16 protein-coding genes and 1 pseudogene are annotated in these 16,731 nt (G+C 62.8%); 7 read left to right on the top strand and 10 right to left on the bottom strand.

Going from position 1 to position 16,731, the window contains the following annotated elements:
• Window positions 1-5 precede the first annotated feature (5 nt).
• Entirely contained in the window at window positions 6-1,022 is a 1,017-nt protein-coding gene (locus tag EO99_RS0106575; RefSeq protein WP_029617846.1) for an ABC transporter substrate-binding protein, read from the bottom strand.
• Window positions 1,023-1,283: 261 nt separating this feature from the next.
• Here EO99_RS0106575 and EO99_RS0106570 point away from each other — a divergent pair, with 261 nt between their 5' ends.
• The gene (locus EO99_RS0106570; protein ID WP_029617845.1) at window positions 1,284-2,507 is read left to right on the top strand and encodes a GAF domain-containing sensor histidine kinase; all 1,224 of its coding nucleotides are present in this window, start codon (window positions 1,284-1,286) and stop codon (window positions 2,505-2,507) included.
• A 14-nt stretch (window positions 2,508-2,521) separates the two neighbouring features.
• Window positions 2,522-3,244: a response regulator transcription factor gene (locus EO99_RS0106565; protein ID WP_029617844.1), complete on the top strand. Its 723-nt coding sequence runs from the start codon at window positions 2,522-2,524 to the stop codon at window positions 3,242-3,244.
• 55 nt (window positions 3,245-3,299) lie between these two features.
• Here EO99_RS0106565 and EO99_RS0106560 read toward each other — a convergent pair whose 3' ends face one another.
• From EO99_RS0106560 to EO99_RS0106550, 3 genes are all read right to left on the bottom strand, one after another.
• Window positions 3,300-4,541: a saccharopine dehydrogenase family protein gene (locus EO99_RS0106560; RefSeq protein WP_029617843.1), complete on the bottom strand. Its 1,242-nt coding sequence runs from the start codon at window positions 4,539-4,541 to the stop codon at window positions 3,300-3,302.
• A gap of 38 nt (window positions 4,542-4,579) precedes the next feature.
• Window positions 4,580-5,626: a carboxynorspermidine decarboxylase gene (locus EO99_RS0106555; protein ID WP_051679747.1), complete on the bottom strand. Its 1,047-nt coding sequence runs from the start codon at window positions 5,624-5,626 to the stop codon at window positions 4,580-4,582.
• Between the two features lie 214 nt (window positions 5,627-5,840).
• Window positions 5,841-6,374, bottom strand: coding sequence for a DUF992 domain-containing protein (locus tag EO99_RS0106550; protein WP_029617841.1), 534 nt, complete (start codon window positions 6,372-6,374; stop codon window positions 5,841-5,843).
• A 312-nt stretch (window positions 6,375-6,686) separates the two neighbouring features.
• Between EO99_RS0106550 and EO99_RS0106545 the strand changes: the two genes are divergently transcribed.
• Window positions 6,687-7,187: a CopD family protein gene (locus EO99_RS0106545; RefSeq protein WP_029617840.1), complete on the top strand. Its 501-nt coding sequence runs from the start codon at window positions 6,687-6,689 to the stop codon at window positions 7,185-7,187.
• Here EO99_RS0106545 and EO99_RS0106540 read toward each other — a convergent pair.
• Window positions 7,165-7,665, bottom strand: a complete 501-nt coding sequence (locus EO99_RS0106540) for a DUF2231 domain-containing protein (protein ID WP_029617839.1) — start codon at window positions 7,663-7,665, stop codon at window positions 7,165-7,167. The genes EO99_RS0106545 and EO99_RS0106540 overlap by 23 nt on opposite strands.
• 54 nt (window positions 7,666-7,719) lie before the next feature.
• Here EO99_RS0106540 and coxB point away from each other — a divergent pair, with 54 nt between their 5' ends.
• From coxB to EO99_RS0106515, 4 genes are all read left to right on the top strand, one after another.
• Window positions 7,720-8,394, top strand: a complete 675-nt coding sequence (coxB, locus tag EO99_RS0106535) for a cytochrome c oxidase subunit II (protein WP_029617838.1) — start codon at window positions 7,720-7,722, stop codon at window positions 8,392-8,394.
• A complete protein-coding gene (gene ctaD, locus EO99_RS0106530) occupies window positions 8,391-10,907 on the top strand; it encodes a cytochrome c oxidase subunit I (RefSeq protein WP_029617837.1) in 2,517 nt (838 codons plus the stop codon). The genes coxB and ctaD overlap by 4 nt, the downstream gene beginning before the upstream one ends.
• Complete coding sequence (locus EO99_RS26235) at window positions 10,904-11,254, top strand: hypothetical protein (RefSeq protein WP_051679727.1); 351 nt, start codon at window positions 10,904-10,906, stop codon at window positions 11,252-11,254. The genes ctaD and EO99_RS26235 overlap by 4 nt, the downstream gene beginning before the upstream one ends.
• Before the next feature lie 157 nt (window positions 11,255-11,411).
• Window positions 11,412-12,272 (top strand): glycerophosphodiester phosphodiesterase, encoded by an 861-nt coding sequence (locus EO99_RS0106515; RefSeq protein WP_029617835.1) that lies wholly within the window; start codon window positions 11,412-11,414, stop codon window positions 12,270-12,272.
• On the opposite strand, the gene EO99_RS0106510 is transcribed toward EO99_RS0106515, so the two are convergent.
• The 5 genes and pseudogenes from EO99_RS0106510 to EO99_RS0106490 form a co-directional block, all read right to left on the bottom strand.
• Window positions 12,269-13,096 carry an inositol monophosphatase family protein gene (locus tag EO99_RS0106510; protein WP_029617834.1) on the bottom strand — a complete coding sequence of 276 codons (828 nt, stop codon included), beginning with the start codon at window positions 13,094-13,096 and terminating at the stop codon, window positions 12,269-12,271. The genes EO99_RS0106515 and EO99_RS0106510 overlap by 4 nt on opposite strands.
• Window positions 13,097-14,122 (bottom strand): LacI family DNA-binding transcriptional regulator, encoded by a 1,026-nt coding sequence (locus EO99_RS0106505; RefSeq protein ID WP_051679746.1) that lies wholly within the window; start codon window positions 14,120-14,122, stop codon window positions 13,097-13,099. It abuts the gene before it with no gap.
• A gap of 15 nt (window positions 14,123-14,137) precedes the next feature.
• Window positions 14,138-14,848 (bottom strand): annotated as a pseudogene (locus EO99_RS28070) (glycerophosphodiester phosphodiesterase); the annotation flags it as partial.
• 1 nt (window position 14,849) lies between these two features.
• Entirely contained in the window at window positions 14,850-15,905 is a 1,056-nt protein-coding gene (locus EO99_RS0106495; RefSeq protein ID WP_029617833.1) for an ABC transporter ATP-binding protein, read from the bottom strand.
• Complete coding sequence (locus EO99_RS0106490) at window positions 15,905-16,729, bottom strand: carbohydrate ABC transporter permease (protein ID WP_029617832.1); 825 nt, start codon at window positions 16,727-16,729, stop codon at window positions 15,905-15,907. Before EO99_RS0106490 ends, EO99_RS0106495 begins: the two co-directional genes overlap by 1 nt.
• Window positions 16,730-16,731 lie beyond the last annotated feature (2 nt).

The following is a 16,731-nucleotide window of genomic DNA, read 5'->3' as shown; positions in this document are numbered from 1 at the left end:
CTCCGTTACATGGCAGCGTCGATGACCTTCTGCGCATCTTCCAGCGAGTACTCGACGTTGGCAACGCCGCCCGCTTCCGTGTTCTCAAGGCTGGCCTCGAGATTGTCCTGGTCGATGCGCAGGAAGGGCACGACGAGCTCCTTCTTCACGTCCTGACCGTCGAGGATCTGCTGGGCGACCCAGAAGGCAAGCGTGGAGACACCCGGCGCAATGGAAACCGACATGGTCTCGTAGCCGTTTGCATCCTTCTGTTCCTTCCACCAGCGCAGCTCGTCCTCGCGATTGCCCATGACGATCGTCGGGATCGGACGATCGGCTGCGGCAAAGGCCTGAGCGGCACCATAGCCATCGCCACCCTGGGTGACGACCGCCTTGATTTCCGGCAGGCTCGGCAGGATACCGGCGACGGCACGCTGCGCAACGTCCTGGGCCCAGTCGCCGTTGACGGCGCCGGCAATCTTGAACTGCGTGTTCTTCTCGACACCGGCCTGGATGCCGGCATGGATTTCGTCGTCGACCGAAACGCCCGCCAGTCCACGGATCTCGAGCAGGTTGCCGCCGTCCGGCATTTTCTCGGCGAGATAGGCAATCTGGCTCTCGCCCATCGCCTTGAAGTCGACGGCAATCCGCCAGGCGCAGGGCTCGGTCACGATCCCGTCGAAGGAGACGACGATGATGCCGGCGTCGCATGCTTCCTTGACCGCACCGTTCAACGCGGTCGGCGAGGCCGCGTTGATGACGATGGCGTCATAGCCCTGCAGGATCAGGTTCTGGATCTGCGCGGCCTGTTCGGTCGCCTGGTTTTCAGCCGTCGTGAATGGATCGGCAGCGGCGACGATTCCCTGGCTGACGGCATCCTTGGTGATCTTGTCCCAGCTCGTCAGCATGGCTTGGCGCCAGGAATTGCCGGCATAATTGTTGGACAGCGCGATCTTCTTGTCAGCGGTCTCGGCCGACGCAGAAACGGGTGCAGTCACGCATGCGATAGCGATCGATGCCAGAAGCATCTTCTTGATGGTCATGATTTTTCCTCCCTGTGCCCTCGGGCTCATTCATCAGGCCGCTCCTCAACGGTCCCCGACGGATGTTTTCACTGGCGCCATTGCGTCAGCGACCAAACAATGAAGCAGAAGCGCGAGCTTGCAAAGGTGAATCCCTGCAAGCATCCTGCGGAGAAACGCGTGAAATATGCGGGATCCCGCAAGACAATCGAGCCGATGAAGCGCTTAATCACGTCGGGTGGTTTGTCCGCCCGGTTTTCGACGGCTGGGAGGACGTCGCTGATGCTCAATCCGACACGAAGCTCGCTCTTCGATCACTATCTGGGGATTTCCCGGTTGCTGGCCGGCCAGCTGGATTTCCATTCCATCATCCAGGCCGTGGCCATCGAGATCGGGCACATCATCCCTCATGACCATCTGGATGTCTGCATCAAGATGGTCGACGGGAAGTATCACATCGCCTACGAAAGCGGCCTGGAGACGGACTGGAGCAAGCAGCCCCCTGCCCTGCTGACGGGAAGCCCGATCCGCAGCCTGCTCTCCGGCGAGGTCGACTACCTGCTGTCCGGCGATGCCTGTAACGATCCCCGCTTCCACTTTTCCGGCGCCTTCTCGCGCCCGATCATCGAGCTTTCGCTGCGCAGCCGCCTGCACGTCCCCCTGCGCGTCCAGGGTGATTTCATCGGCGCCCTCAGCTGCTCCAGCCATCGGGCTGATCACTATACGATGGACGACGTGGAGAACGCCCGCTCGATCGCCGACCTGCTGGCCCCCTATTTCTTTGCGCTGCGCGCCGCCGAGCAGGCAAAGCGTTCCGCCGTGGTGGAAACGGAGGCACGGGCGCGCGAGGAAGGGCTCAGGCTTGGTGCGTTGAAACTTACGGAAGCCCTCGAGGCGGAACGGCAGCGGATCGGTATGGATCTGCACGACCAGACGCTGGCGGATCTGACACGGCTGGCGCGGCGCATGGAGCGGATGACGCACCTGCCCGATGTGCCGGGAGAAGCGCTGGAGCCGATGTTTCGCAGTCTGCAGCACTGCATGCACGACCTGCGGCAGATCATCGAGGAGGCCAAGCCCTCCGTCCTGCAGCTCTTCGGCGTCGCCCAGGCGATCGAAAATCACCTCGACCGGTCCGTCCGGGAAAGCGGTTTGCCCATCGACTGGCGGATGGTCGACGAGAGCGACGGCAAGCTTGACGGTCTGGAAGAGACGGTGGCGATCGCACTCTTCCGGATCGTCCAGGAGGCGATCAACAATGCCGTCCGGCACGGCCAGCCCGCCAACATCGTCGTCGTCCTCCAGAGCGCCCCGACAGGGCTCTCCGTCGCGGTGACCGACGACGGTGTCGGCATCGGCAATCCGCAGGAGCAGGCCGGCCACGGCATAGACAATATGCGCACCAGGGCCCGTCTCATAGGAGCGCGCTTCGAGATCGGCAGCAGCGACGGGCACGGCACCCGCGTCCGCCTCTTCCTCGGTGAGGATGGCATACGCACAGCATGAGCAAGGAAGCCACCATGGAAGTCCTCATCATCGAAGACGATCCTCTCCACCGGTCCTATCTGCACGACGCGGTTCGAGCGGCCCTGCCGGAATGCGACACCGTGCTGGAGGCTGAGAACGGCAGGATCGGCGAGGGGCTGGCGCGTCAGCATCGCGCTGCCCACATCGTCATGGATCTCCAGATGTCGGAGCGCAACGGCATCGAAGCGGCGCGGACGATCTGGAAGGAGCGGCCCGACACCCGCATCCTGTTCTGGTCGAACTATGCAGACGAAGCCTATGTGCGGGGCGTCTCGCGCATCGTCCCGGAGGGGGCCGCCTACGGCTATGTCCTGAAGTCCGCCTCCGACGACCGGCTCAAGCTTGCCCTGCGCGGCATCTTCATGGAATCGCAATGCGTCGTCGACCGCGAGGTTCGCGGCATGCAGCAGAAGAGCCTCGGCAACAGCCATGGCTTCACCGATGTCGAATACGAGATCCTCATCGACATCGCGCTGGGACTGACCGACCGGATGATTGCACGGCGGCAGAACCTCTCGCTGCGCAGCGTCCAGAACCGCCTGCAGCAGCTCTACGAAAAGCTCGACGTCTATCAGAGGTTGGGGGACGATGGCGACGAGGGCCGCTACAACCTGCGCAGCCGGGCGGTTTCGGTGGCCTTCCTGCGCAAGCTGATCAACTACAGCGCGCTGGAGCGGGCGGAAGCCGAACTCAACGAGTGGCTGGGCATCAAGTAAAAACAAAAGTGCCGCAGCAAACGCCGCGGCACTTGGGTCAGATCATTCCGATGGATCAGGAGAACGTAAGAGGACGCTCGCCCTCTTCATCCCGGATCCAGGTCGGCAGGCCGATGTGGTTCAGAATGTTGAGGAAGGGCTTCGGCGCCAGCTCCTCGACGTTCGCCATCTTCTTCACGTCCCACTCACCCGTGGCCACCAGCATGGCCGCTGCGACCGGCGGAACGCCGGCGGTGTAGGAGATGCCCTGCGAGCCAACCTCGTTGAAGGCCTCCTTGTGGTCGGCGACGTTGTAGATGAACACCGTCCGTTCCTTGCCGTCCTTGATTCCCTTCACGAAGTCGCCGATGCAGGTCTTGCCTTCGTATTCCGGCGCCAGCGACGACGGATCGGGCAGGCAGGCCTTGACGACCTTGAGCGGCACGACTTCGGAACCGTCGGCCAGCTTGACCGGCTGCTCGGACAGGAGGCCGATCGATTTCAGGACGGTGAAGACGTTGATGTAGTGATCGCCAAAGCCCATCCAGAAGCGCACATCGGCACCGTCCATGTTCTTGGCCAGCGAATGCACTTCGTCATGGCCGCAGAGATAGGCGCGGCGCGTGCCGACGACCGGCAGGTCGTAGTCCTTGCCGATCTCGAACATCTTGTTGACCTGCCATTCGCCGCCCTGCCAGGAGTAAACGACGCCGGTGAACTCGCGGAAGTTGATTTCCGGGTCGAAGTTCGTGGCGAAATACTTGCCGTGGCTGCCGGCATTGATGTCGACGATGTCGACGTCGGTCACCTTGTCCAGGTACTCGTCCTTGGCAAGACGCGCATAGGCGTTGACAACGCCCGGGTCGAAGCCGGCGCCGAGGATGGCGGTGATGCCCTTCTCCTCGCATTCGGCCGCCCGCTTCCACTCGTAATTTCCGTACCACGGCGGGGTTTCGCAGATCTTGTTCGGCTCCTCGTGGATTGCGGTGTCGATGTAGGCGACTCCGGTGTCCATGCAGGCGCGCAGCACCGACATGTTGAGGAAGGCGGTGCCGACGTTGATGACGATCTGGCAGCCGGTCTTCTGGATGAGGGCCTTGGTGGCCTCGATGTCCAGCGCGTCAAGCGCATGGCCTTCCAGCACGCCGGACTGCTTCATCGCCTTTTTCTCGTGAACAGAGGCGATGATCGCGTCGCACTTGCTCTTTGTGCGCGATGCGATGTGAATATCGCCCAGCACGTCGTTGTTCTGTGCGCACTTGTGCGCCACCACCTGCGCGACGCCGCCGGCGCCGATGATGAGGACGTTCTTCTTCATGATAGGGACTTGCTCCTTGTGTCCAATCGTCAGAAGCCTCAGGAGAGGCTTTGCTCGTAGTCCGCGTAGTCGAACTCACGGACCGTCCTGATGCTGCCATCCAGTTCGCGAATGGCGATTGACGGCATTTGCACGCCGTTAAACCAGTTTTTCTTGACCATCGTGTAACCGGCCGCGTCCTGGATCGAGATCCGGTCGCCGACCTTCAGTTCCTGGTCGAAATTGAACTCGCCGAAGATATCGCCGGCGAGGCAGGACTTGCCGCAGATCATGAACCGATGCGGTCCATCGCTCGGCAGCAACTTGGCGCTTTCGCGGTAGATCAGCAGGTCGAGCATATGTGCTTCGACCGAAGAGTCGACGATGGCGAGATTTTTCCCGTTGTAGAGCGTGTCGAGCACCGAGACTTCCAGCGTCGTCGACTTGGTGATCGAGGCTTCGCCGGGCTCCAGATAGACCTGCACCTGATACTCGCCGGCAAAGCGCTTCAGACGTTCGGCGAATTTCTCCAGCGGATAGTCGTCGCCGGTGAAATGGATGCCGCCACCGAGGCTCACCCATTCGGCTCTGCGAAGCAGCGGTCCGAACTTTTCCTCGATCTGACTGAGCATGCGGTCGAACAACTCGAAATCGCCGTTCTCGCAGTTGTTGTGGATCATGAAGCCGGACACGAGATCCATGACCGGCTCGACCTTCGCAAGATCCCATTCACCCAGGCGGGAGAAAGGCCGGGCGGGATCGGCGAGATCGAAGCTGGAGGACGAAACGCCGGGGTTCAGCCGCAGGCCGCGGGTGATGCCGGAAGCCCTGTCGGCAAACCGCGTCAGCTGTCCGATGGAGTTGAAGATGATCTTGTCGGCGTGGCTGATCACCTCGTCGATCTCGTAGTCGGCGTAGGCGACGGAATAGGCATGGGTTTCCTTGCCGAACCGCTCGTGGCCGAGACGCACTTCGTTGAGCGAGGACGAGGTGGTGCCGTCCATGTAGTCGCGCATGAAGTCGAAGACGCCCCAGGTGGCGAAGCATTTCAGCGCCAGCAGCGCCTTCGCGCCGGAGAGTTCGCGCAAGGTGGCGATTGTCTCCATGTTGCGAAGCAGCTTCGACTTGTCGATCAGGTAGTAGGGGGTCTGGATACTGCTGGTCACGCCTAGCCTCGGAGCTTGCTCGTCAGGAAGGGGGCCGAATACCCCGGATCGACCGGAGGTTCAACCCAACAGCGCATATGTGACAGACAAGCTTCCGAGAGCACGGCTGCCCGCGGAAGCGAACGGCCCTCCGTGAAGAGGGCCATTCGCCAGATCAGCTGGCGGGCGTCAGCGTCATGGAGGTGCCGGTTGCCGCGATGTTCAGGCCCAGCTGTCCCTGGACGCTGACCGTCTGCAGATGGATCGAACCGGATGTACCACCGATCAGGATGTTCGCACCGATGCCGGCACCAACAGTCGCCTCGGCCGTGGCGCCCTGGTAGAGGCCACCGAGCGAACCGGCGTGATATCCAGCCGTCGGAGCAAAGACTGCCCACACCATCTTGCCGCGCGTCGTAAAGCCAAGGTCGATACCCATCTTGCGCAGGCTGCCGACATAGGCGTCGCTGCGATCGCCGTCGGTCGAGGTGAACACGCAGCTCACTTCCTTGGCAGAGCCCAGAACATAGCCGACGCCGCCGCCAATGTCGCAGGCCAGGTAGCCGAGCTTCACGCCATTGCGCGCGCCCGAGTCCTGATAGACCGGTGCAGCCTCCTGGTAGCGGACGGCGTCAGCGGCGAATGCGGCCGGGGCCGATGCGAATGCGACGGCTGCTGCGGATACGGTAAGCGCGAGGATCTTCTTCATTGTTATCTCCTTCTGAAAATGCTGCCGCACATCGCCTCATGGCGCCATGCGTCTTTTCAGTTGGAGAGAACGATTGTGATGGAAAAATGATCCATCGCCGATGATAACGCTTCGTTAAGATGTGTTTCAGGCGGGAGGGGAGCGTTTCCAAAGGCAAGGGGTTAGCGCCGTCCTGCCGCTTTCTTCCACCGTCGTCACTAGAAGCCTCCTCCTCCCGCCCTAAGTGCGGTCGTGAACGGTCATGCCAAGGATAGGTCACGATATGAACTGGGGAGTCGGATCGGCTACCGATGGGCTGAAGCGAGGGTCTTCATGATCCTCAGCCTGAAGTTTCTGCACATTGCAGCGATCGCAATCTGGGCGGGAGGTCTCGTCAGCCTGCCGGGTCTTTACGTGCAGCGTGCCTATGTCGAGGACAAGGACTCGCTCTACCGCCTGCAGATGATCGTTCGCTTCGCCTATGTTGCCGTCATCTCTCCGGCTGCCTTCATCGCGGTCGCAAGCGGGATCATGCTGATCTTCGGTCAGCAGACCTTTGCCGGCTGGTTTTCGCTCAAGCTCTTCTTTGTCGCCCTGCTCGCCGTCCTGCACGTCCTGACGGGACTGGTCATCATTCGCCTGTTTCGCGAAGGCGAGATCTATCCCGTCTGGCGTTTCGTGATGACGACCGTCCTGACCTGCGGTGTGGTTCTTGCCATCCTGTTCGTCGTGCTCGCCAAGCCGACGATCCATGCGTCGATCATCGAGGACCTGTTCAAGCCCGGCGGACTTCGAGACCTCGTGCAGTCCATCAGTCCTTGGGCGATACCATGAGGCCAATGCCATGATCGAAGATGAGCTTGCCGCCATGCCAACCGGCCATTCCCGTCACCACTGCCGCCATCATGGAAACCAGCAATCCGTGAGGCAGGACTTCGGCCGATTCCGTCACGCGCAGGCCCCAGTTCAACCCGGCGAGAGCGATCAGCATGATGGCCGCGATGGCATGCGCCCAGCTGGCGACACGCTCGCGGATACCGGCAACCGAAAGCAGCTCGATGGTCCCGACCGCACCCGCTGCGGCGCCCATGAAGAAGGCGCCGCCCGAGGACCACAGGCCGGCCCGCAGCCAGAACGCATCGCCAGACCACCAGTAGATGACGTCGATCGCCAGGGTGACGAAGACAAGCGCAATGGGAAAATGAACTGTCATCGCATGCAGCGGATGCCCGGCCACGGCAACCGCGGAGGTCACATCCTTTTCCATAACCTCGGAGACTACCGGATTTTTTCTATCTTCGACGTCGGCCATGACCGTACTCCCTTTCGCGGGATAATCCGGCAATGCCGCCAGTGGTTCCCAAGGTTGCTGTTTGGCCTTGGCGCCACCCTCCTCGCCGGCTGCACCGGAGACCTGTCGGCACTCGATCCGGCCGGTCCATCCGCTGCCTCGATCGCCCGCCTGTGGTGGGTGATGCTGGCGGCCTCGGTCTTGCTTTTCCTGCTGGTCATGGGGCTGCTTTTCGTCGCCATCATGTTCCCGCACTTCGGCAGACGGATTTCGCAGCGGTCGTGGATCCTGGCCGGCGGCCTCGCGCTGCCGATCCCGATCCTTTTTGCCCTGACATTCTACGCCTTCTGGCAAGGCGAATACCTGCTGAGGGGTGGCGGCACAGAAGCCGAGGAGCTCGTCCGCGTCGAGGCGCTGGGAACACGGTGGCAGTGGCAATTCCGCTACCCGGATACAGCCGAAAACCCCACCACATCCGGCGTCCTGCACATCCCCGCCGGAAGAACTGTCGAGGTTGCGGTCACCAGCACGGACGTCATCCACAGCTTCTGGATCCCGCGCCTGGCGGGCAAGATCGATGCCGTCCCGGGTCACGTCACCTATCTGCGGCTGCGCGCAGATCGACCGGGCCGCTACGGCGGCCAATGCGCGGAATATTGCGGCACCGGCCATGCCGGCATGAACTTCGAGGTTCACGCCCACGCGGAAGAGGATTACGCCGCCGCCCTCGGCATCGAGAAAGCCCCATGACAGATCACCACGAGAAACCCACTTCGCCGATTGCCCTTCATCATGCACTGGACCGGATCTGGGGCACGAAATCCGGCTGGGGCCGCCTGGCAACCGTCAACCACAACGTGGTCGGCAAGCGGTTCATGCTGACGGCGCTTGTCTTCTTTGCCATCGGCGGATTGCTTGCCATGCTGATCCGCACGCAGCTTGCCTCGTCGCAAAGCGCATTCATGGATGCGGAGCAATACGCGCAGGTCTTCACCATGCATGGCTCGGTGATGATGTTCCTGTTTGCGATACCGTTCTTCGAGGGATTGACGATCTACCTCCTCCCGAAGCTTCTCGGCACCCGGGACCTCGCCTTTCCGCGGCTGACCGCATACGGCTTCTGGTGCTACCTCTTCGGCGGCAGCATCTTGATCATGGCGTTGATCGGCGGCGTTGCACCCAACAGCGGCTGGTTCATGTACACGCCGCTCTCCTCGGACATCTATTCGCCGGGCATCAACTCCGACGTCTGGCTGCTGGGGATCACCTTCGTCGAGATCTCTGCTCTTTCGGCGGCCATCGAGATCATGGTGACGATCCTGAAGCTGCGGGCGTCCGGCATGTCGCTCGACAGGATGCCGATCTTTGCCTGGTACATGCTGATCGTGGCAACGATGATGCTGGTCGGCTTCCCGCCGCTCATCCTCGGGTCGATCCTTCTCGAGACCGAACGGGCCTTCGGCCTGCCGTTCTTCGACCCGAACCGCGGCGGCGACCCGCTCTTGTGGCAACACCTCTTCTGGCTGTTCGGCCACCCGGAGGTTTACATCATCTTCCTGCCTGCCGCCGGCGCGATATCGACCATCCTGCCCGTCTTTGCCGGAACGCCGCTGGCGGGCTACCGTATCATCATCGCCGCACTGGTCTCGACGGCCTTCCTGTCCTTTGGACTCTGGGTCCACCACATGTACGCGGTGGGAATACCGCACGTCGCGCTCTCGTTCTTTTCCGCCGCCAGCGCCCTGGTGGCGATCCCGACCGCCATCCAGATCTTCGCCTGGCTGGCGACCATCAGCCACGGGCGACCGCGCTTCTCCATTCCAATGCTGCACATCATCGGCTTCTTCTTCGTGTTCGTGATCGGCGGGCTGACGGGCGTGATGCTGGCCATGGTGCCGTTCGACTGGCAGGCCCACGACACGCACTTCGTGGTCGCGCACCTGCATTACGTCCTGGTCGGCGGCTTCGTGTTTCCCATGCTGGCGGCCGCCTATTACTGGTTGCCGCACATCACCGGTCGACAGCCCGTGCAGCATCTGTCGCAGGCCGCCTTCTGGATGATCTTCCTCGGCTTCAACATCACCTTCTTCATGATGCACCTGACAGGCCTGCGGGGCATGCCGCGGCGCGTGTTCGAATACCCGCCGGAATCGGGCTGGGAGATGCTGAACTTCTTTTCGTCCCTCGGCAGTTTCGTGATGACGATGGGCTTTGCACTGGTGGCGCTCGATTTCATCCTTCTCTTCCGGTTCGGCCGTCCCTTCCGGCGCAATCCCTGGCGCGCCGGCACTCTGGAATGGGCAATGCCGACGCCCTCCCCTTCCTACAACTTCGCCTCCCTCCCGGTCATCGATCGGCGTGCGGATATGCTCGATCCCGATGTGCTCGGACCGCAGCTTGCCGCCGGCAAGGGGCTGCTCGGCTTTCCGCGCGACGGGCGCATGGAGCTTCTGGCCGTCGACATCGTGACCGGTAAGCCCGAGCACGTGGTTCGCCTGCCGCGACAGACCTTCATGCCGCTCTGGACTGCGATCGGCACCGGCTTCTTCTTCCTGTCGCTGCTCTTCAAGTTCTACTGGGTCGCTCCCCTTGCCCTTGCCTCCGTGGTCTTCATGTTTCTCCTGTGGAGCAGGGACACCGCCGAAAAGGATGACCTCGGAAACCTTCCGATCGGCAACGGACAGGAATTGCCGCCGCACATCGAGGCGGACCGGCCGCCATCCTGGTGGGCCATGGTCTTTGCGCTCGTCGCCGATGCGACCGCCTATATCTCGCTTCTGTTCGGGAGCCTCTTCCTCTGGATCTCCGCCCCGAACTGGCCGCCCCAGGACATCGGGCAGATCGGGCTGCTGGGACCTGCAATCGCCGCTGTCTCGCTGGTGCTGGCTGCGTGGTCCGGTCGCCAGGCTTCCGCCGGGGGCGGCAAAGGCGCAGTCGCCTGGCTCTCGCTGACGACTGTCGGCCATCTGATCGCCACCACCGTCTTCCTGTGGCTGGCGTTGACGGCGCTGCCGTCGCCGCGCAGCCATGCGGCCGTCGCCAGCATCTTCGTCGTCTTCATCTACGCCGCAATGCACAGCGGGCTTGGAGCCGTGTTTGCCGGCTACGGGATCTGGCGGGTGCGCAGCGGCTTCGTCTCGCCAAGGCGCAATCTGGATCTGCGCATCGGCATGCTCTGGCACGGTTTTGCCGCCATGGTGGGGCTCGCCGCCGCGGGCTTCCCCTTCGTCCTCGCCAGCCTCACCAGCGAGGTTTCTCCATGACCATTCACCCGATCATCTACATCATCGCCGGATTTCTGTTCTGGAGTGCCCTTTTCCTGCTGTTCTACGGCGTGCAGGCGACCGGCTGCCATCTTGCCGGCGACAATGTTTCGGCACTCGGCGAACATCCCGTTCTGCGGTCGGTGCTGATCGGACTGCTTCTGCTCTCGATCGCCGCGGGTATTGGTCCGTTCCTCCGGGCCAGAAAGCGCCGGGCAGAACGGCAGCCGGCCGACGACACCGCGCAATTCGTGCGCGAGGTTGGCGGCTACGTCTGGCTTGCCGCGGCCATCGCCATCCCCTTCTCCTTCGGCGGGGTCGCCTGGCTCACCCTCTGCGGGACATGAACCCACTGGCCTTGCTGCCCGGATACGCAGCACTGGCTTCTGGTTTTTTACACAACTGACATTCTTGGTGCCTAGGAGGAACGGACCAACAGCATCAGGAGATTCGTTCATGCCAAGCGCGCCAGCTACCCCACTGCCCACTCCGGCGCCGCGTCCGATGAGCGACTATCAAGGTCTCTCCATATCCCACGCCGGTCACGCCACCCGCCTGAAATGGCACCGTCTTCGCCGCCGGCTCGACGATCCCTTGTTCTCGGCGGCCGTCATGAAGGATGGCTTCCGCCTCGGTGCCTCCATGGAACTCGACCTGAAGGTCCGCGCCGACGGCGGCTTCGTGGTTCTCCATGACGACGTTCTGGAGGGAGAGACGACGGGTCACGGCCCGGTGCGCGACGCCTCGGCTGCCGACCTTCGGAAACTGCAGATGAAGGTTGGTGGCGAGGCTCTGACGCTGAGCGAAGATCTGGCCGACATGCTCCCCACCGCGCATCCGCATGCGCTCATGCAGTTCGACATGAAGGACGACCTCGCCTCGATCGGCGAACGGGGACTAGACCATCTCACGGACCATTTCCGCCACCTGGGTCAGCACGTGATCGTCAGCGCTTCCGATCTGGATCTGATTCTCGCCATCAAGAAACGCGTGCCCGACCTGCGGCGCGGGATCGACCCCACCGACCAGCTGGTGGATCTGCTGCACGGCGAGGGCCTGAGCGCCGTAGAGAAGGCCCTGATCGCAGACATCACCGGACCGACGGAGCCCGAGACCATCTATCTGGCATGGCCGCTTCTGCTGGACGCCGCCAGGCAGGGGCTGGACATGATCGGGATCTGCCATGACCACGGCAAGATCGTCGACGCCTGGACCTACAACCTGCGTGATCCTGCCCAAGGCTTCAGCGAAGGCGAATGGCAGGAATTCCGGTCTCTGATGGCGCTCAGGCCCGACCAGATCACCACGGATGAGCCCCTGGCCACCGAACAGGCCTGGGCCGACAGAACGAACGCCAAAGGCTAGGCTGCAGGGGCGGCCTGCGACAGGCCGGCCGCTTCGACCAGGAAAGCAAGCTCGGCACTCAGACCCGGCGTGCAGGCAACGACCGGGCCGCCGCGGGCGATCATCTCCGCAAGCATGGGCGCAGACACCTCGACACCGGCCTCGCGGGCAATCAGGATGCCGGCCAGCATGTCCCAGGCCGACAGCTGCCGCTCGTAGTAGAGATCTGAGATACCTTCCGCAACCCGGACAAGCCCGATTGCGGCCGCTCCCATGCGTCGATAGTCGATGCCGCGATCGTAGAGCCTCCGGGAGACGGCGAGATAGTCCTCGAAGTCCGTACGGCGGGAGTGGCCGAGGATGGCAATGGCGTGCCCGGGGTCGCTGGTGGTGGATGCCCTGATGGCAGTGCCATCCTTGAACGCACCTTCACCGCGAATGGCGTGGAATACCTTGTCCTGCGCCGCGTCGTAGATCACCCCGACCAGGATCTCGCCCGCTGCGACGAATGCGATTGAGACGCCCCAGTGGCGGAAGCCGCGGATGTAGTTGGTGGTTCCGTCGATGGGATCGACCACCCAGGTCCCGCCTTCACCGGCAACTCCGCCCCCCTCCTCGCCCATGAAGGCGTCCTCCGAAAAGGCATCGAGCAGCGCAGTGCGGATGGCGCCTTCGGCCCGCTTGTCGGCCACGGTGACGAAATCCTGAGTTCCCTTGCTCTCCACAGCAAGCGTCTCCGGCAGGGCCTCGGCCCTGAAAGCGGCAGCCGCGCGACCAACATCGCGGGCAACGGAAATGGCTGCCTCGGCGCGGGCCTTGAGCGAGGCGATATCGAATGATGTCATCTATGCACTTCTTCTCGTGATCAGGGTGATGGGGGTGAACTCCACCCGCGCCACGGCATCCGGTTCGGACATGCGGCTGGTCAGCAGGTCGACGGCCTGGCTTGCCTGCACGTCGCAGGGCTGCAGGAAGGTGGTCAGTTGATAGGCGCTCCAGCTTGCCTGGGGAATGTCGTCGTGCCCGACGATCTTGATGGACCCGTCGTTGCGGCCTTTCGCAGCGAGACCGTCCAGCACACCGCAGGCCATGTAGTCGTTCACGGAGAAGACGCCGTCGATGCCGAGATCGAGCAGCTCTCCCGCCGCTTGTTGTCCATGGAGGTAATCGTTGATCGCGACCGGCACCAGCTGCGCCTCGACGCCGAGTGTCGAACAGCGTGCCAGAAAAGCTTCCGCCCGCCGGCGTGAGGAATAGGACACGGCGGTCCCGGAGACCACGGCGAGCTTTTTCGCTCCAGATTTCAGAAGAACATCGGCGGCCGTATAGCCCGCCATACGATCGTCGGAAACGACCCGGTCAACGAAAGGAAAGTCCTCTCCCTTGTTGATGAGGACGATCGGCACGCCCTCGGCGGCGCATTCCTCAAAGATATGGGAGGGAGGCGCGTCGGAGGTGACGATCACGCCGGAGACGGCGTAGTGCAGCAATTGACCGATGACAGTCGCGCTGTCGGCCTCCTTGGACGTCGGCAGCAGGATCGGCCGGAAATTGCGTGCAATCAGCGTGTGGGCCAGTTGTTCGAGCTGCAAGGTCCGGAAGGGGTTGTCGAGCCCGGCCGCAACCAGTCCGACAAGGTCGGAACGCTTGTTGGTGAGGCTGCGGGCCAGATAGTTGACCCGGTAGCCCAGCTCCTTTGCAGCCTGATAGACCTTCTCCCGCGTCTTGTTAGAAACGCTGGCGTCCGGTGTAAAGGCGCGCGACACCGCGGCGCGCGACACGCCGGCCGCCTTTGCGACGTCGAAGGACGTTACCCGGCGAAGCTCGCGCGCCTGGCCGTTGCCATTGCCGTTGCCCGGCTTCGAGCGCATCAGATCCGGCAGGTCGGTACAGATGCCGAGAACCGGAAGCGCCATGATGTCGCTCAAGACCTCCGGCCTCTCCTCGTGCCACAGCACGATCTGCCTGCCATCGGCGAAGGCTCTTTCCAGAAGCGCCTCGGTGACGAACTCCTGCGGCGTCTCGCTTGCCCGCTCCCAGCAGAGGTGCAGGATATCGGGGTTCGCCTCGTCGCCCAGCGCGTGCGGATCAGCCCCGACACGGACCAGCACGGAGAGCGGGTAGTCGCACCCCAGGTCCCGCAGTTCGCGCACCTGCGCCACGTCGAAGGAGCCGAAGCAGGCAAAGCGCTGCTCCTTATCCTTCAGGTGCTGCCAGCAGATCGGACCGCTGCCAGCCCGCTTCAATTCGACGTAGAGGCCGCAGCCGGTCTCGCGTGCCAGGGCCGCTACGTCCTCGAAGCTCGGCACATCCGGAACCTCTCTCCGCAGGTCGGCAAACGACATCTGCGAAATATGCAGATCCTTCTGGAAGACACGCTGAAGATGGTCGTCATGGGAGACGACGACGACCCCATCCGCCGTCATCTGGGTGTCCAGTTCCCACATCTCCGCACCGAGTTCGGCAGCGAGGCGAAACGAAGACAGCGTGTTCTCGACGCTATGGCCGCTTGCCCCGCGATGCCCGATGCAGAAAGGCCGGCCCGAGGCGATGGAGGGCCAGGCAAAGCGTGCGAGGAAATCCGAGAGATCGTTCATGCTAAAGTCTCCGGCCATCCTCGGCAAAGACCAGCGCCGCGGTGCTCTCCAGTTTCCAGCTCACGCTGTCCCCCGCTCTCACGTCATCCTGCGCCGGTTGCACCGAGCGCAGCACAGAGCCGTCCGGCAAGGCAACATCATAGAGGTTCTCACGCCCCTGCGTCTCGGCAAATATCACCTTGCCCGAAATCGGCACATCGCCGGCGCGCCCGAAGTGCTCCGGTCTGATGCCGACCGTCAGGTCGGTTCCGTCAGGGATTTGGGAAGCGACAGGAAGCGGAAGCCTCAGGCTGCCATCGTCGAGAACGAAGCCCCCCGCCTCCGCACGCCCCTTGAGAAAGGAGATCGGCGGATTGCCCAGGAACCCGGCGACAAAGGAGGTGCGCGGATTGCTGTACATGTCCTTCGGCGTGTCGATCTGGATGATCTTGCCACCTTTCATGATGGCGATCCGGTCGCACATCGACATGGCTTCCACCTGATCGTGCGTCACCAGGATGGCGGTGATCCCGGTCTCCAGCTGAATGCGGCGGATTTCCGAGCGCATCTCCAGCCGCAGCTTGGCGTCCAGATTGGCGAGCGGCTCGTCGAGCAGCAGCACGTCGGGCTTGCGCACCAGGGCCCGCGCCAGCGCCACTCGTTGCTGCTGTCCGCCGGACAGCTGGCCGGGGCGCCGCTCCAGGAGCTCGGAGATGTGCGTCAGCTCGGCAATGTCCCGAACGGCACGATCGACATCTGCCTTGCTGTCCTTGCGGACGGTCAACGGGAAGGCGATGTTCTCGAAGACGCTCATGTGCGGATAGAGCGCGTAGTTCTGGAACACGACGCCGACATTGCGCTGCTGGCTGGGCAGATTGCTGACGTCGCGGTCGCCGAACAGGATCTGCCCGCCGTTGACCCGGTGGATGCCGCAGACGGCAAAGAGGGTCGTCGACTTGCCGCACCCCGAGGGACCGAGGAGGGCGAGCATTTCGCCGTCCTCAACCGTCAGGTTCATGCGGTCGATGACGGTATTGCCGTCAAAGGTCTTGGTAAAATCTTTCAGGACGATTTGCATCAGCCTTTCGTGCCTCCGCCGAAAATGTTCATCAGTCGGTCCCGGAAGATGGCGTAGAGCGCCAGGATGGGCAGCGTGTAGAACAGCCCGACCGACTTGAAGAGGTTGAAGTTGTAGGTGGTGGAATCCGGGTCCGAGACCGTGTTCAGGTAGATCGACAGAACCTCGAAATCGGCGGACGGCGCCAGGATGCGCGGCAGCATGTATTCGCCCCAGGCATCGATGGCCGCAAACAGTGCCAGCGCGAAGAGGCCGGGTCTGACCTGCGGCAGGATCAGCCGGCGCCAGACCGTGAAGCGGCTTGCGCCATCCTGCACGCCCGCCATTTCGATCTCCCACGGAACGGTGTCGTAGAAGCCCTTCATGATCCAGATGCCGAAGGGCAGCATCAGCCCGGCCTTGACCAGTACGACGCCGGTCAGCGTGTTGTAGAGGCCGACGAACTGCAGCACGAGGAAGACACCGATGATCAGCGTCACCAGCGGGAACGCGTGCATGACGAGAATCCCGCCAAGGAAGAACCGCCGGAACGGCATGTTGAGCCGCGACAGCGCGTAGCCGGCGGTGGAGGAAACCCCGAGCACGATCAGGACGATGCTTGCCGTGAACAGGATCGTCGTCAGCGTCGGACCCCAGACGTCACCGGTCGCGGTCGGATCGATCAGGAAGCGCCAGTGCGACAGCGTGAAGCCATTCGGGATGGCCGAGCCGGGCGGCGAAGTGGTGACCGTGTCGATCAGCAGGAAGGCATACATCACGATGATCGGCGCGCTGATCAGGAGCAACACCAGGATGATCGGCCAGTTGGAATAATTGCGTGTCATGT

Origin of the sequence: Pseudorhizobium marinum (assembly GCF_000705355.1) — a bacterium.
Lineage (GTDB): Bacteria > Pseudomonadota > Alphaproteobacteria > Rhizobiales > Rhizobiaceae > Neorhizobium > Neorhizobium pelagicum.
Note: the sequence above shows the minus strand (reverse complement) of the source record. Positions and strands in the feature narration are given on the sequence as shown.

Excerpts from the sequence above, each read along its gene's own strand:
- EO99_RS0106575 (WP_029617846.1), bottom strand. The coding sequence starts at position 1,022 with ATGACCATCAAGAAGATGCTTCTGGCATCGATCGCTATCGCATGCGTG.
- EO99_RS0106570 (WP_029617845.1), top strand. The coding sequence starts at position 1,284 with ATGCTCAATCCGACACGAAGCTCGCTCTTCGATCACTATCTGGGGATT.
- EO99_RS0106565 (WP_029617844.1), top strand. The coding sequence starts at position 2,522 with ATGGAAGTCCTCATCATCGAAGACGATCCTCTCCACCGGTCCTATCTG.
- EO99_RS0106560 (WP_029617843.1), bottom strand. The coding sequence starts at position 4,541 with ATGAAGAAGAACGTCCTCATCATCGGCGCCGGCGGCGTCGCGCAGGTG.
- EO99_RS0106555 (WP_051679747.1), bottom strand. The coding sequence starts at position 5,626 with ATGGAGACAATCGCCACCTTGCGCGAACTCTCCGGCGCGAAGGCGCTG.
- EO99_RS0106550 (WP_029617841.1), bottom strand. The coding sequence starts at position 6,374 with ATGAAGAAGATCCTCGCGCTTACCGTATCCGCAGCAGCCGTCGCATTC.
- EO99_RS0106545 (WP_029617840.1), top strand. The coding sequence starts at position 6,687 with ATGATCCTCAGCCTGAAGTTTCTGCACATTGCAGCGATCGCAATCTGG.
- EO99_RS0106540 (WP_029617839.1), bottom strand. The coding sequence starts at position 7,665 with ATGGCCGACGTCGAAGATAGAAAAAATCCGGTAGTCTCCGAGGTTATG.
- ctaD (WP_029617837.1), top strand. The coding sequence starts at position 8,391 with ATGACAGATCACCACGAGAAACCCACTTCGCCGATTGCCCTTCATCAT.
- EO99_RS26235 (WP_051679727.1), top strand. The coding sequence starts at position 10,904 with ATGACCATTCACCCGATCATCTACATCATCGCCGGATTTCTGTTCTGG.
- EO99_RS0106515 (WP_029617835.1), top strand. The coding sequence starts at position 11,412 with ATGAGCGACTATCAAGGTCTCTCCATATCCCACGCCGGTCACGCCACC.
- EO99_RS0106510 (WP_029617834.1), bottom strand. The coding sequence starts at position 13,096 with ATGACATCATTCGATATCGCCTCGCTCAAGGCCCGCGCCGAGGCAGCC.
- EO99_RS0106505 (WP_051679746.1), bottom strand. The coding sequence starts at position 14,122 with ATGCGCTCGAAGCCGGGCAACGGCAATGGCAACGGCCAGGCGCGCGAG.
- EO99_RS0106495 (WP_029617833.1), bottom strand. The coding sequence starts at position 15,905 with ATGCAAATCGTCCTGAAAGATTTTACCAAGACCTTTGACGGCAATACC.
- EO99_RS0106490 (WP_029617832.1), bottom strand. The coding sequence starts at position 16,729 with ATGACACGCAATTATTCCAACTGGCCGATCATCCTGGTGTTGCTCCTG.